Source organism: Thermogutta terrifontis, assembly GCF_002277955.1.
Taxonomy (GTDB): domain Bacteria; phylum Planctomycetota; class Planctomycetia; order Pirellulales; family Thermoguttaceae; genus Thermogutta; species Thermogutta terrifontis.
In genome coordinates this window covers 378,021-393,761 of the sequence record NZ_CP018477.1, presented here as the reverse complement: position 1 = coordinate 393,761, position 15,741 = coordinate 378,021, and the positions used below count along the sequence as shown (strand labels likewise).

Annotated in this window: 6 protein-coding genes; 2 read left to right on the top strand and 4 right to left on the bottom strand. The window is 59.3% G+C overall.

Annotation, left to right across the window (positions count from 1 at the left end):
* Positions 1 to 197 precede the first annotated feature (197 nt).
* A complete protein-coding gene (locus tag THTE_RS01415; protein ID WP_207651751.1) occupies positions 198 to 1,607 on the bottom strand; it encodes a cytochrome B6 in 1,410 nt (469 codons plus the stop codon).
* A gap of 970 nt (positions 1,608 to 2,577) precedes the next feature.
* Here THTE_RS01415 and THTE_RS01410 point away from each other — a divergent pair.
* Complete coding sequence (locus tag THTE_RS01410; protein WP_095413753.1) at positions 2,578 to 3,705, top strand: peptidyl-alpha-hydroxyglycine alpha-amidating lyase family protein; 1,128 nt, start codon at positions 2,578 to 2,580, stop codon at positions 3,703 to 3,705.
* A gap of 154 nt (positions 3,706 to 3,859) precedes the next feature.
* On the opposite strand, the gene THTE_RS17800 is transcribed toward THTE_RS01410, so the two are convergent.
* Positions 3,860 to 4,051 carry a hypothetical protein gene (locus tag THTE_RS17800; protein WP_157731602.1) on the bottom strand — a complete coding sequence of 64 codons (192 nt, stop codon included), beginning with the start codon at positions 4,049 to 4,051 and terminating at the stop codon, positions 3,860 to 3,862.
* Here THTE_RS17800 and THTE_RS01405 point away from each other — a divergent pair.
* Positions 4,050 to 12,425, top strand: coding sequence for a tetratricopeptide repeat protein (locus THTE_RS01405; RefSeq protein ID WP_095413752.1), 8,376 nt, complete (start codon positions 4,050 to 4,052; stop codon positions 12,423 to 12,425). The genes THTE_RS17800 and THTE_RS01405 overlap by 2 nt on opposite strands.
* Positions 12,426 to 12,432: 7 nt before the next feature.
* On the opposite strand, the gene THTE_RS01400 is transcribed toward THTE_RS01405, so the two are convergent.
* The gene (locus tag THTE_RS01400) at positions 12,433 to 13,452 is read right to left on the bottom strand and encodes an amidohydrolase family protein (RefSeq protein ID WP_095413751.1); all 1,020 of its coding nucleotides are present in this window, start codon (positions 13,450 to 13,452) and stop codon (positions 12,433 to 12,435) included.
* A gap of 45 nt (positions 13,453 to 13,497) precedes the next feature.
* Positions 13,498 to 14,982, bottom strand: a complete 1,485-nt coding sequence (locus tag THTE_RS01395; RefSeq protein ID WP_207651750.1) for an alkaline phosphatase — start codon at positions 14,980 to 14,982, stop codon at positions 13,498 to 13,500.
* Between the last annotated feature and the right edge of the window lie 759 nt (positions 14,983 to 15,741).

Below are 15,741 nucleotides of genomic sequence, written 5' to 3'. Positions count from 1 at the left end.
GAAGGGACCCGCTTGTCAGGTCCGCTTATCCACGTTCGATGTTCCATTTGCCTTCACCCGGCACGACAAGCGTGCCCCTCCAAACGATTTCTCGGAGGGACCTGCTTGTCAGGTCCGCTTTACCGACAACGTGTGAATAATCCACAACTTTGGCCGGGTGTATAGGTGAGTCCTAGCGAGGTGACCAGCATACTGGATCACAGGCATCGGAGAAAGGCCGTCAAGGCCTCTTTCTCCTCCTTGGTCAGTTTTGTGCCCAGCACGAGATTGTGGAATTCGACCGTATCCTCGATGGTCAGGAGACGACCGTCGTGCAGATACGGCGGCGAGTCCTTCAGACCTCGCAGCGGGAATGTCTTGATCGGTCCGTCTCCGGTCATCATGTGGCCATTGACCATATGCGGCTCAAAGAATCGCTCGGTACGGAAATTGTGCATGAGGTTGTCCGTGTAGTAGGGCGGCAGGTGACAGGTGGCGCAGCGTCCCTTGCCGAAGAATACTTCCTGTCCTCGCAGTTCCAAAGGCGTGGCTTTTTCCGGATCAAGTAACCCGAAGACATTGAGCTTGGGCGCTGGCGGAAAGTCCAGGATGGCCATGAATTCCGCCATGAAGTGGACCTGGCTTCCGCGTTCCAGAACGTTGACACCTTTCTTGGTGGCAATCACTGGATCACCATCGAAGTAGGCGGCACGCTGTTCGAATTCCGTGAAATCTTCCACGGTTTTAAGGGCCCGCTGCGAGCCAAACAACCGCTGAATGTTCACACCCCGCAAAGACGGCGTGTCCAGACGGTGCCGAAATTCCTGCGGGCGAATATCGCCGACAAGATGCGTGGCGCCATTCGTGTGCCCGTTGACATGGCAATCGAAACATGTGACACCCATGCTCGGTTTGAGACTCCTGCGGTCGTCGGTCGCATTGAACTGCTGTTGCGGGAAGGGGGTCAGGAGCAGTCGCAACCCTTCGAGCTGTTTAGGATTGAGAATGCCGTTGAACAGCTCAAAGTAGTTCTGAAGTGTCACCACTTTGCCCTGAGACACGTCTCCGAGATCGGGACGCGTTGTCAAATAAATCGCCGGCGGATACTCGGGCAGGAAGTGTTCCGGCAAATCAAAGTCGAGATCAAACCGTGTGAGGTCCCGGCCTTCCTGCTTGAGAATTTCGTTGATGTGGTGCTGCGGGAAGACCATGCCACCTTCCCGATGATTGGGATGCGGAAGCGGGAGGAAACCCTTCGGATACAGGCCGCGTTTGCGGATTTCTTCCGGAGACATGGCCGCCAGCTCTTCCCAGGAGTTAACTCCCGGCGGCAACTTGACCCGTACACCACCCTGCACCGGTTTTCCGCGGGACATTGTAACACCGGGCACCGGACGGTTGCTCAGGTCATAACGTTCTTCCAAAAGCCGCATGTGTTCTTCGCGGATCTTGGGTTTTTCTGCCTGTTTGCGTTTGACGATCGTCTCGAAGTCTTCTTCGATGACAACAGGCGAATAGCTGCTCTTCTTTTGAGACGATTCCGCCAGAGCGGTTGCCCTTAAACACAACAGGAAAACGCCTATCGCACCGAATACCCCGATTCCCACAGAGATGGCCACTCGTTTCATGACTTGCGTCCTCCTTTCTGAAGAAGAGACTGCCATTCCCGTTCTGATCCCGTCCCGATCAACTCAGCCAACCGACAAGCACCTCCCTGGAAAGTTGCCCGCATTTTATCGCAGCCCGAGACAGAAGGCAACGCATCGAGTGTCCGCCAGCGGACCCAGGGGAAGGACAGGCATGCCCCTCCGAAAAAATTCCGGAGGGACGTGCTTGTCAGGTCCGTTTGTCAACATTCGATGTTCCATTGCCTTCGGCGGGCACTGAAGTCCCGCGCCGAAAGCGGGGCTAAAGCCCCGCACTCCATGGAGTGCGGCGATTCATCGCCGCTTTTCGGTGAAGGCTTTAGCCTTCACCACCTTGCCGTTGGCGATGTTTTGCCACAACCACGAAAGCGCACCCCCGGTAGGGGCAATTCATGAATTGCCCCTACCGCATATATCCGCCTCTCGGTGGGACCTTTTTCGAAGGGACCCGCTTGTCAGGTCCGCTTATCCACGTTCGATGTTCCATTTGCCTTCACCCGGCACGACAAGCGTGCCCCTCCGACCTATACCGGAGGGACCTGCTTGTCAGGTCCGCCTCTCGGAGGGACCTGCTTGTCAGGTCCGATGAACACCGATTGATGCCCCATCCTTCCTCATCGGGCAGGACCGGCGTGCCCCTCCGATCCGCTTCTCGGAGGGACGTGCTTGTCACGTCCACCGTTTAACGTTCGATCAACCATTTTCCTTCGGCGGGGACTGAAGTCCCGCGCGGAAAGCGGGGCTAAAGCCCCGCACTCCATGGCCTACGCCACACACCCACCATCCCAACACCGCCAGGCTCGCGGCCCGTGATCGCTTCTCACCATCCTTCCAAAAAGTGGGGATAGGTTCCTTCTTCCCGCGCTTTACTTTTCCTTTCAATTCCACCACAATGACGGCAACTTTGGAAACGACCGCGGAACAATAAGTCGGTTTTCAGGGAGCTTGTGCCATGAGATGTGCCCCTACCCTGTTGCGCTGCGTCCGGAAGGCCGCCACTACTCTGGGACTGATCATTTTATTGAGCGGAATCGGTGCGACCCCTGCCGCTGAACAGACCGCCTCTCGCGAACAGAACGTCCCCAATCTGGCCCAGCAGGTCCCCTATCCGCGGGTCACGCTCTCCACATGCTACTTTGTCGATCCCACCTGGCCCCAGAAACCGGAAAGTCTGGTATGGGGGCAAACGCCATCCGTCTTTGTGGACAAACAAGATCGGGTGTGGGTGTACACCCGAGCCATTCCCCCTGTCCACGTTTATGACGCGGCAACGGGAAAATTGCTTTTCACCTGGGGAGAGGAAGTCTTCGGCAAGTATCTCCAAGGAATGCTCGCCCACAGCATCAAGATCGACCATCGCGGACACGTGTGGTTGTGCGATGTGGGCAATCATGCGGTCTATGAACTGGATCAAAAGGGCAAGATCCTCCGCATCCTGGGAACCCCCGGCGAGCCCGGTTGCGACAAGACTCATTTCTACAAGCCCACCGATATGGCCATCACGCCGGAAGGCCATGTCTTCGTGACGGACGGTTACGGGAACGCGCGGGTAGTCCACTTCGATGCCGAAGGCCAATATGTGGGCGAGTGGGGCAAGATGGGCACGCAGCCGGGAGAATTTAATCTCCCTCACGCCATCGTTGTGGATTCCCAAGGCCGACTCTACGTGGCGGATCGCAACAACGCCCGGGTACAGGTCTTCGACCAGTCGGGGAAGTTGCTCGACGTATGGCAGGACCTCCTTGTTCCCTGGGGTTTCTGGGTCACCGCGGATGACCAGATCTGGGTGTGCGGCTGTTCACCCATGGAATGGCGGGAAACCGACGAAGTGCTGAGCTGTCCCCCCAAGGACCAGCTTTTCATGCGATTTGATCCCAGCGGCCGATTGCGCCAGCTCTGGACGGTTCCCAAGGGCGAAGATGGCAAAGAAAAACCCGGCGAACTGAACTGGGTCCATGGAATCGCCCTCGACTCGCAGGGCAACATTTATGCCTGCGATATTATCGGCAAGCGGGTGCAGAAGTTCGTCCGCAAAGCCCCCGGGTGGTCCGTCCCGTTTCGTCCCAAACCGCAGGAGTGATTCCCCTCCCGAGAGAACCCCCGGGCCGGGAACGTCTTCCCGCGTCGCAGTCAGCGGGAACGAGCAGCGAACTCTTTGCGTCTAAACGATGTCGAGCCGCGGCCGAGCTGGCTGCATCACCAAAACCGCAAGAAGAATCGTCACAAGACACGGTTCATTCGCCATCATCGGGGCCACGGTGATCGGTTTGCGCGGAAGCGAACACCCAAGGGGTTTCCCATAGGTCGAAGGACGCGGGGGTAGGTGCATCTGCCCTGTCCACCTGTGTGCCATAATTGAGTAATGTCAGCCGCTTTTCCTTTCCGGAAAACACATTCGCCCGAGTGCAGAAGGGAGTGTCGGCCATGCTGCGGATGAACTCTTATCCGGCCGGTGGTCTGCTGTTCAGTGTGCTGGTGCTGTTTGGAGCAACCATTCTTCTTGGGGCCGAGTCCCCCTCTTCGGAAGCTCCCGAGGTGCGGCTGGAACGTCTTGTCGGATTGCCCACGGTGCCGCGTGCCATCGCCGAAGCGATCCAGGACCACCGTTACGATCAGGCGGTACACCTCATCGACGCGGAACTGGCCCAAAAACCCGCGCAACCGGATTATCTCGTGTATTTAAAAGGTCGGGCACTCTATCTTCAGCAACACTACGACGCGGCCGTGGAGGTCTTTCAACAGGCAGAAAAGGATTTCCCAAAAAGTTCGTGGCGGTACTGGTTCCGCTTTGGGCAGGCCCTCGCTTTGGCGCGGAAGGGCGATTTTGCTGGGGCCCAGGCGATCTATCGCGACGAGGCCCAGCGCGTCCTGTCGCCCGAGCGGAGTGAAGAGCTGGCCACCATCTATATTGAATTTGCCGACCGGTATTTTCAGCCCACCAATCCGTTGGAAGAAAAACCGGATTATAACAAAGCACGGGAGTTTTACACCAAGGCGCTGGAGGTGAATCCCAGCCCGTCTCTCCAGGCGCGGATTGTCTTTCAGATTGCCCGGTGCCACCATCTGGCGTCGGAGTGGCCGCAGGCGGTGACGGCTTATCGCGACTTTCTCCAACGATTTCCTGGTGATGAGCGCGAGATCCAGGGGCGACTCTATTTGGGCGAAGTCCTGCTGGCGATGAGCAGCAGCGTAGAGGCCCGCCGGGTCTGGGAGGATTTACTCAGCAAGTTTGGCGATCAACCCAGTGAGGAAGTCGCCACGGCGGCGTTTCGTCTGGCCGAAACCCGGAACATGCCGTTACCAAACACGGATGAGGACCTCAGTCAGGGCGTCAACTATCTGAGACAGTTTCTGGAGCGCTTTCCCAAGGACAGGCGGGTGCCAGCCGCCTACCTGCAAATGGCTCAGGGATACGCGCACCTCCATCACTGGGACGAGGCGGAAAAAATCCTCACGGAATTCCTAGCCGATCCCCGAGCGGAAAAAAGCCCCGAGCGGGCGGAGGCGATCTTTCTTTTGGGAACGGTGCATCTCCGCCAGCAGCGTTTCGCCCAAGCCGTCGAGAGCTGGCGAACCTTCGTTGAACAGTTTCCCACACACCCCCGGTGGAGTGAGGCCCAAATGCTGATCATTGACGCCGAATATCAGGAGGCAGCGAGTCTGTACGTGGCGGAAAAGTATCCCGAGGCTGAAAAAGCTTTCCGCAAATTTCTGGCGGCGCATCCGCTCGACAGTCGGGCACCGCAGATTCTCTTCACGCTGGGGACGATCGCCCTCAGACAGAAGAAGTACGAGGAGGCTATCCGCCGCTGGCAGCAACTGGCGGACAAGTATCCTGAAAACACATGGGGCCAAAATGCGATCTACGCCATCGCTCAGGTGTACGAGGAAAAACTCCTCGACGCCGAAAAGGCACTCGAATATTATCGCAAAGTCACCGGACCTATGGCGCCCGCGGCCACAAACGCCATTGCCAGGCTGACAGCGCGGACCTTGGTGGCGGAGACCGTGCGGGTGTATCGGTCCGATGAAACACCGAAGATCCGGCTCGTCACCCGCAACATCGAAAAAGTGACCGTGGGCATCTATCGGCTGGATCCGGAGGCCTATTTCCGCAAATACCGCAGCTTGCAGGGAGTCGAGCACCTGGATTTGGCGCTCATCGATCCCGATGAGAAGCGCGAAGTCACAATTCCCAATTACAAGCCGTATGTCGAGCTGGAAACATTCATACCCGTGGCCTTTTCTGGAGGTGAGAAAGCCGGGGTGGCCGCCGTCAATATCAGCAGTCAGACGCTGGAGGTCACCACCCTGCTGCTCCAGAGCGACCTCGATCTCATCGTTAAATCGTCCCGCGATGAGTTGTTCGTGTTCGCCGAGAACATGCGCGAAACCAAGCCCTGGGCGGGGGTCCGCCTGCTTGTCGCCGCGGGTGACGGGCAGCTCCAGGAAGTGCGGACCAACGAAGAAGGAGTCTATCTGGGACGGCTGCCAGGCCATTCTTCTCAGGATGTGAGCGTTCTGGCGATCGCGGACGGGCATGTCGCCAGCAACGAGTTGAGCCTCGATGGGATCGCGCCGGCGCGGGGACTGACCGACCGGGGGTTGATCTACACGGATCGCCCGATTTACCGTCCCGGGCAGGTTGTCAATGTACGAGGTATTATCCGGTTGGCCAGTGTGCAAAAGACCGAAGCGGCCCCGGAAGCCGCAGGTGCGCCAGATCAGAGCCAAGCCGATCGCTCCAAAGGAGCTGCAGACCGGCTGATTGCCCCCGTCGGACGCAAGTTCCACCTTCAGGTCCTGGATTCCGCCAATCGTCCCCTGCACGCGATTGATGTCACGCTTGATTCCTACGGCTGCCTGCATGACCAGTTTCTCCTGCCCGAGGGAGCACCGCTCGGCCAGTATCGGGTGGTGGCCGACGATGGCGACGGCCACGTTTTCCAGGGTGGTTTTCAGGTGGCCTCGTTCGAGGTTGATCCGGTGCAAATCACCATCGATACACCACGGCAGGTGTACTATCGGGGTGAAAAGATTGAGGGAATAATTCGCGTGGCGTTCAGTTTTGGCACACCGCTGGGTCGGGAAGAGGTCCGCTATCGGCTGGCGGGTGAGCCGGTCCAAACGGCGATCACCGACGAAAAGGGCGAGGTGCGATTCAGCCTCGACACGCGGGATTACTCGGAGGCGCAAGTCCTTCCCTTCGCGGTCGTGTTGCCGCGGCGAAATCTCACCACCGGTGTCAATTTTGTTCTGGCTGTCCAGGGATTTTCGATCCATCTCAGCACACCGCGCGAGGTCTATCTGCCCGGCGAAAGCTTCGAGGTTCGCGTGGAGACAAAAGATGCGGCCGGGAAACCATCCGCCGAAAAGCTCCTTCTGAAAGTGATGCGTCGCACCCATGCCGGCCGTGTCCAGGGAACCGTGACGGTCAGCGAGACGCCCGTCGAGACCGCGTCCGATGGAACGGCACGGGTTGTCGTGCGGCTGGAAGAAGGGGGCCTGTACATCTTGCGGGCAGAAGGCACCGACCGCTTCGGGCATCCCATCTGGCGAGAAATCGCGGTCAAAGTTTCCGACGAGAAAGACGCCGACCGCCTGCACATTCTCGCCGATCAGCACACGTTCCGCGTGGGCGATACAGCCCGCGTGCGGATCCACTGGAAAGATCAACCGACCCTGGGAGTCGTGTGTTTCCAGGGGGCGCACATTTTGGGACATCGGCTGGTGCCTTTGAAGACGGGCGATAATGAGCTGGAAATTCCAATTACGGCGGAAATGGCGCCGCGATTTGATTTGAGCGTGGCCGTCATGCGCGACATTCGGGATGATCGCGCTCTCGTGGGGGGACCATCGGCCGACTCGGGCGACGCGGTGGCCGATGTGACGCCTCGACCACGACGATTTTTCGAAGCCGTGAGCGTATTTGACGTCGAGCGCGACCTGCGGGTGAAGGTGGAATGGAAGATCAAGGGCCAACCCGCGAAGAAGACACCCAGCCCCGGCGACGAGTTGGAAGTCACACTGACCACCACCGACGCTCAGGGACGACCGATCCCCGCGCAGGTCAGTGTGGCGCTGGTTGAATCACTGCTTCTGGAACGATTCGGCCGTGGGCCGTCGCTGCTGGAATGGTTCCGCGGCGAAACCCGGGAGGGGGCATTCCGAACGTTCAGCACCATTGAGTTCCGCTACCAACCAATCACCCGCCCGATCAACCGCCTGCTCCTTGCTGAAGAAGAGCGAGAACAGCTCGAGGCAGACGAGGCTGCCACGCGATTGGCCCTGGGGCCCGTGGGCGGTGCGCTAGGTGGCTTCGGTGGAGTCCCAGTGGATGCGGCGGCGCTGGCGGAGCAATCAGCCATCCCGGAAGTGGAGGCATTGGGGAGAACCGCAAACGAGCCGCTGGCCGAGGTCGAAATGGCCAAGAAGGCCGATACCCGTGCCCGCCGCGGCCTGCCCACCGACGGCAAACCCGCTCTGCCGGAACTGAAGATCCAGCAAGCGATGGAGAAAGCTGCCGCCGTCAACGCGGCAGGCGAGCGGCAACTGAAGCAGGCGATGGATAAATTCTTTGCGGGCGTGGCGGAAGAAAGAACCGGAATGGCGGGCCGATTCCTCACTCCCACGCAGGGCAATCTCCAGCAAATCAGTGCCACTTCGACTCAGGACTTCCTGGTCCTGGACGCCCGAGGACGACTGCAATGGCTGGGACCCTCGCAATTGCGGAAGGGCGATCTGGCGGCACTCGCCGAGCGGCTCACCAGGGAAGGATCGCTGCTTTATCCGCTGTCGTCCGCCGCAGAAACGGCCTTCTGGGACCCTGCCGTGGAAACAGGGCCGGACGGCAAAGCCACGCTCACGATTCCCCTTCCCGATCGGGCCACCACATGGCGACTCATCGCCCAGGGGGTCACCGTCGATACCCTGGTGGGTGAAGACGATATCACCATCCAGGCGAAGAAGGATTTCTTCGCCGAGGTCAAATGGCCCGGGGTGTTGCGGCTGGGCGATACAGTCGAGATTCCCGTCGTGCTCCACAACGGCCGTTTTGACTCAGGCATCGTGGAAGTCGCGCTGACGCGGCTCGTCGGTGCCCGTCGCACCACCGATACGCGGCGGGTCACCTTCCAGCAAAAGGGGGCTGCATCGGTGACGTTCACCGTACCGGTGGAGATGCCCGCCGAATGGTACGAAGCCCTCAAGGCGGCCGAGAAACCCGAGCAGGTGGAAGAACTCCTGCGGCAGAGTGTGGAGTTTCATCTGGCAGTCCTCGACCCGAGCTCCCAAGAGGTGCTGGACAGCACCACACAGTCCATCCCGCTGCGACCGCAGGGCGTGATGGAGTATCTGACGAGCGGCGGTTCTGCAACCGGCGACACGACCACGTGGCTGGAACTGGCAAATGTCGCGGGAAGTTCGCCCTGGTTGATGGAAATCCTCGTCGGACCGAGCGTCGAGCGAAGCCTGCTCGACCTTGTGACGGGTTCACCCCAACAGGTCAGATTGGCTCTCATCGAAACCTCGTCTCCTGCGGAAAAGCTGGTGGCGGAGTTGATGACGGCAGTGGTCGTCCAGGATTATCTCCGCAAAGCGGTTCCGCAGGACGTTTCCATGATGCCGGTTATCGATGCGCGGATCCGTACTGCTATTGCCGGATTGGTGGCCAGCCAGCAGGAGGACGGCGGATGGGCCTGGATCGGATGTGTGTTGCCGGAAGAAAGAGCCAAAAGAAAAGTCGCTTCCGATTCGCGGACGTCAGCTCTGACCTTCTGGGCCCTGTGCCTGGCGCGCGCGGCAGGCTACGGAGTTGCCCAACCCACCATGGATCGCGCGACCGAGTTCCTCAACCAAGCTATTGCCAGGGCACCGGCCGAGGATAACGAAATCCGCGCGGTCCTCGTTCATGCGCTGGCCCAGCAAAAACAGGCCGATTTTGCTCTCCTTAACCGGCTCCATCGGGAAAGACAGAATCTCTCCCTGGAAGGCAAACTGTACCTGACCCTGGCCCTGGCTGCCATGGATCGAAAGCCGATGGCGGAGGAAGTGCTCAAATTGATTGACCCTGCCGTCCTGGCTGAGGCGAAACCGCAGGATCGGGTTGCCTGGGGAACTCTCTCCCCGGCCGAGGCCCATGCGTTGTACGCCCTCGCTCTGGAAGCCGTTCTACCCCAATCCCCTGAATTGCCCCGGCAGATCGATTGGCTGATGGCGCACCGTGTGGGGAACCGATGGATTCCCGATCGGGCCACCGGCCCGGCTGCCTTCGCCCTCACCCAGTGGTTCGCCAACCAGGGATTTCAGAATGAAAGCTGCCGGATCACGGTGTTCGTCAACGATTTTCAGGTAGCCAGTCTTTCCCTCCATCCGCAGTCGACGACGCAGTCGGTGCTGGTTCCGCCAAAATTTCTCGTAAAAGGAAAACAGCGGATCCAGTTTCGTGTGGAAGGACGAGCCCGTTACACCTACCAGTGCCTCGCCAGCCACTTCGTCCCCATGGCCCAGGCGCGGGAAACGCCCTACCGTTACATACTCCGGGCGGCACCGCTGGAGGTGGAGGGACGTGAGATTCCGGCAGGGGTTGCACCGGTGATCCCCAAGCCAGGCTGGTCGATGCCCGTGAACACCGTCACTCAGCTTGCCGTGGGCAAGCAGGCGATTGTATCGGTGGATGTCTTCCCCGGGTGGGATCAAAAGAGCAACCAGATCACCCAGCTCATCGTCAGTGTGCCAATTCCCGGTGGGGCGGCCGTGGTGCCGCAGTCCATCCAGACAACATCCGAACGTTATGAAATCCGGCCGGGAGAAGTCGTCTTCTACGTCAATCGGCGGGACCCTGCCGTCGGCGTCTCGTTCAATTTCCGCATCGTGGGATTGGTACCGGGCAAATACGACCTCGATGCCGTGGTCGTGCGAGATGCCAACGATCCTGCAGGTTACGGCGTCATTCGTCCCGGGCGATCTTCCGAAGGAAATATGAAGCTCGAAGTGCTCCCATCGGGAAGTCCCAGTAAGGATCAGTACGTCCTCTCGCCCCAGGAGATGTATGAACTGGGGAAGATTGCTTTCAACAAACAGAACTGGCAGGAGGCAGAAAAGTATCTCAGCCAGCTCCTGACGAGTACAAACTGGCGGGTGCGGGATGAGGTCCTCAAAGAGCTGGCCCCGATGATGGTGGACATTTATCTCCAGCTCGACAAGCCGCACGAGGTGGTCCAGTATTTTGAAATCCTCAAAGTCAAATGGCCGGATTTCGAGATCCCGTTCGAAAAAATCCTCAAAATCGCCGCCTGTTACGAGCGGATGGGCGAATACGAGCGAAGTTTTCTCATCTTCCGCGCCACCTTGGAAAGCCGGTTTGTCGCCGACAGCAATGTGGCGGGGTTCCTCGATGATCAGAAGGAGTTTCTCCGCAGCGTGGAGGTGATGAACCGGCTGCTTGCGGAATATCCGCCCGAACCGTACACGGCGGCCGCTCGGTATGCCCTGGCTCAGCGGATTTACGCCAAGTCAGGGGAAGACGATCCTCGGCTCCGCAGGGCGCGAATCAACCGCATCCACCTGGTCCATCTGGCGTGGGAAATGCTTGACCGCTTCTTGACAGCATTCTCCGAGGATCCGGCGGCTGATCAGGCGGCCTTTGCCGCAGCCAATGCCCTCCTCGACGGGCGTTTCTACGAACAGGCCGCCGCTTCTGCCGCCCGATACGCCCAGCGCTACCCCAAGAGTCCTCTCGTGGACAGCTTCTGGTACATGATCGGGTATTGCCAGTACGCGATGGGACAATACCAGCAGGCTATCGACATGTGCAAGAAGGTCGCCGAAACGAAGCGAACGGATCCCGCCACTGGCCGAACCGTGGAAAGTCCCAACAAATGGCAGGCGCTCTACATTCTCGGGCAGATCTACCACAGTCTCGGACAACCCGTCCAGGCCATCCAGTACTACGGCATGGTTGCCCAGCGATTCTCGGATGCCAGAGAGGCCATCGAGTACTTCACCCGCAAGGCCATCGAGATTCCCGAGGTGACGACCATCCCACCCGGCAAACCGGTCACGGTACCCCTTCATTTCCGCAATCTGGCCACGTGTGAAGTGCGGGCGTACCGCGTGGACCTGTTCAAATTCGCTTTGCTCAAACGAGATCTCGCCGGGATCACGGAAATCAATCTGGCGGGCATCCGTCCGGAGTACGAAGAAACGCTTACTCTCGGCGACGGCCGGGACTACCGCGATCGGGAACTGGCATTGAAGTTGCCCTTCCAGAAAGAGGGGGCCTATTTGGTCGTCTGCCGTGGCGAGTCCCTCTACACCAGCGGGATGGTTGTCGTCTCTCCGCTGACCCTGGAAGTCCAGGAAGATCCCAGCTCCGGTCGTGTGCGGGTGACCATCAAGGATAGTTCCGGCAACTTCGTGAAAGGTGTGGAAGTGAAAGTCATCGGCAGCCGCAACGGGGACTTCGTCTCCGGCGAAACCGATTTACGTGGCGTGTTTGTGGCCGACGGCATCCGCGGAACGGTCACAGTGATTGCCCGCTACCAGGGTGACAAGTATGCCTTCTACCGCGGAAAAGTCGAACTTCTGCCGGAGGCTCTCCCAGCCGCCCAGGCTCCCCAGGGAGCGCCGGTCCCGGGACGGACAGGCAAACCGGGCGAACTGCCACGCCGCCGACCGGAAGACGAACTGCTGCGAGGGCTTCGAGAAAGCAATCAACTCTTCCAGCAACAGCAGATCGAAAATCTGCAACGGATGTACCGCGAGAATCGCAAAGGAGTGGAAGCATCCCAGGCGTTCTGAGACCGCATCAGCCTAACTGGTAGAAGCGGACGGCATTGTCGTGGAAGAGCTTCCGCCGCTCTTCCAGCGGTCGATCGGCCACAATCTGGTGAAGGGCCAGAATCCATTCGCGCAGCGAGGCCCCCTTCGTGCAGACCGGCCAATCCCCCGCAAACATGACGCGGTCAGGACCGAACGCCGCCAGACAGTGGTTCACAATGGGAGCCAGGTCTTCAGGGCCCCAGTCGTCCGGTCTGACGCGGGCGATAATCCCGGAGATTTTGCACACCACGTTCTGCCGGGCGGCCAGGGTGTCGATCCCCCGTTTCCACCGTTCCACATACCGAACGGCTTCTTCGCCCCGTTCTTTGCCCCATCGCCCAAACTGCTGGGGGTCGGCGTTGCCACAGTGGTCGAGGACGAACCGGGTTTCCGGGCAGGCGTCCACAATTTCCACGGCATCGGCCAGCCAGTCAGGCGGAATGCAGATGTCGAAACGCATTCCCCACTCCCCCAGAAGCCGTAAATTCGCACGCATCTGAGGACTGAAGTACAGCTTGTGGCCGAGTTTGCTCGCGGGCGGAATCCATCGCACTCCCTTGACAACCGGGTTGCCACGGAACCGGGCAAGATAGGCGGGAAACTCCTCGCTGGCAGGGCGGCCCCCGATGACAGCGGCCACAGTCGGACCTTCGCCCCTGTGACAGATGTCGATGATCCACTCCGCTTCTTTTACAAGGTCTTCATCGACAACGGCCACCTCCATATACACGGCTTTCACGACGGGCAGCCCGGCCACGGCCTGCAGATAGTCGCGGAGCAGATAATCGCGGTTGAGCCGGCTGTCCCCGGCCAGCCACGGGAGACGAAGTCGCGACAGATCCCACAGATGCTGGTGGGTGTCCACAATGGGGATCTTCTCAACATCGGGTGGAACGGATACTCCGGCCAGCGAGCCGGCAGGCACCCTCCATCGGCCCATACCGCTCGCAACGCCGCCCGCGATGAAACCAGCCGCTTGCAGGAATCGACGGCGTGTCCACTTCATCTCAGCATCTCCCGAGAGGCCACAGAAGCGAAGCGGAAAACCATGTCACGGGGCGAGATTCTGGCCGGTCAGGACCGCCCGACTCACGCGGAAAATGTCCGTGTTGTCCACGAATTCGCCCGAGATGCCCCACGCTTCGGCAGCCCGCGGATCTTTGCCGCGGATGAGTTTCCGGAACAGATCGGCACCCGCACCACGGGCATAAAGAGGCACCAGCGAATTGGTATGGCCGGTCGAGTTGTACCGCGCGGCCGGCATCTTACCAGGACCCTGGTCGCGGACAGGATCAAACGGCGTCTTGTCGGAATTGGGTCCCCAGAGCAGCCCACATTCGTGATCCGCCGTCAGAATCAGCAGTGTCTCATCCCAGGAACTGTTTTTCTCGATCCAGTCGACAACTGCTTCCACAGCGGCCAGGAAGTCGCTCTGTTCTTCGATCATCCGATGGAGCTGATTGGCATGGTTGGCCCAGTCCACCGCCCCACCTTCGATCATCAGGTAAAATCCCTGCGGGTTGTTATCGAGGACATTGATGGCTCCCACGGCCATCGTGGCCAGGGTCGGCACGTTATCGTTGAAGGGAGTGGCGAACGGCTCGTTACGAACCACGATTCCCAGGAGACCTCCCCGAGCCTGTTGAAGAGTCGTGGCCACCTGGGCTGTCCCCACAACCTTGGCAGGAGTAGATCCCTGGGTCAGTTTTTCGAACTGCTCCTTGGTTTGAATGAGCGTCCATCCCCCGGGATGCCTACCTGCTGTAAGCGACTGCCACTCGGCCAGCCCGCCCACGTAACGGCAATCTTTGTCAGTGGCCTCGCCCGACTTCCTTTGGCCGTTGTTATCATACTCCGGATGGCCTGCCCCCATGATGACCTGCAGATAGGGAGCCGCCAGCATTTCCCGGGCGATCTCCGCGTAGTGATCGCGCTCCCGATTATGGGCCCCACCAAATCCGGCAGGCGTGGCGTGGGACCACTGGACCGATGTGACGACCCCCGCCGACTTACCCAACTCGTGGGCGATCTCGGGCAGCGTTTTGCCCGTTAATGGCCGATCACGATCGTCCCAATTGATGGCGTTGTTGTAGGTTTTGATGCCCGTCGCCATGGCGGTGGCTGCCGCCGCCGAATCCGTGGCCGAGCTTTTCAGCCAGGCATAACCCTTGTTGGGATCCCACGCCTTTTGCGGGGAGTACACGAGGTTCTCATTCTGCTTCTCCTTGCCTTCGGGTTTCGTGCTGGTGGTCAGGGGATAGGTGGTGACGGCCAGTTGAATCCACCCGGGCTTGTCATAGATTTCGTTTCCCAACTGGCCCCGATACATGCTGGTCGCCCGCCAGGTGTTGAAACCGGCTCCATCGGCCACCATGATGATGACGTTTTTCGCCCGAACCGCTGAAGGTGCGGCTTCCTTGGCAGCCAAGTGGGCAGTGAAAGAAAAACACCACCCGACAATGGCAACGACGGCCAGATGCTTTGCAAAGCTGAGCGCGAATCGCATGGCAGGCTCCTCAGGAAGCATTCGTTTCATGGGTAGATTCACTCCTCTTTTTCAGGGAATTCGTGTTTCTTTGTCAGCTTTGAGATGCAGCGGAGACGTGTTTGCTTGGAGTGTCACATGGCATGATTACTCGGTTCGTTTTCGCCGTTCGCGCAAAACTGGGGCTTGCAGACAGCGAGCGATTCATTTTCATCGGTCGCCCAAGGAAGTCAAGCCGTTAACAGAATATTAACCGCTGGAGACGCGACGGCGCAGCCTTTTGGAGGGACCCGCTTGCCACGTCCGCCTTTGGAGGGATGTCCTTGTCACGTCCGTTTTTTCCGGAGGGACCCGCTCGTCGGGTCCGTTGTTCTGGAGGGACGTGCTTGTCACGTCCGTTTTTTCCGGAGGGACCCGCTTGTCGGGTCCGATGAACACCGATTGATTACCCATCCCGCCTCACCGGGCACGACAAGCGTGCCCCTCCGACGTTCACCGGACGCCGCGGCGGGCGCCCCTCCTTGTAGGGGGTGATTCATGAATCGCGGCTACGACACGTTCTCACTTTTGCCCTTCCGATAACGTCTGGAAAACGTCGCGATGACTGAGCCGCTTCACCTGATCGGTTTTCTTAGATTGACAACTAAAACTCGCTAGTTAGCATGGCCTATATTAATCAGCGAATCCTATCAAATAATCTCTTCACAAACCACATGAGACGGTTACCATGGCGCCGCGGCGTTTGAATTCTTTGTTAAGAATTGGTCCTGGAATTCGTCTTAATTAATGAAGGAGGGTATTGGTCAGAGC

Coding starts and splice junctions, on each gene's coding strand:
- THTE_RS01415 (WP_207651751.1), bottom strand. CDS start 1,607: ATGAAACGAGTGGCCATCTCTGTGGGAATCGGGGTATTCGGTGCGATA.
- THTE_RS01410 (WP_095413753.1), top strand. CDS start 2,578: ATGAGATGTGCCCCTACCCTGTTGCGCTGCGTCCGGAAGGCCGCCACT.
- THTE_RS01405 (WP_095413752.1), top strand. CDS start 4,050: ATGCTGCGGATGAACTCTTATCCGGCCGGTGGTCTGCTGTTCAGTGTG.
- THTE_RS17800 (WP_157731602.1), bottom strand. CDS start 4,051: ATGGCCGACACTCCCTTCTGCACTCGGGCGAATGTGTTTTCCGGAAAG.
- THTE_RS01400 (WP_095413751.1), bottom strand. CDS start 13,452: ATGAAGTGGACACGCCGTCGATTCCTGCAAGCGGCTGGTTTCATCGCG.
- THTE_RS01395 (WP_207651750.1), bottom strand. CDS start 14,982: ATGAAACGAATGCTTCCTGAGGAGCCTGCCATGCGATTCGCGCTCAGC.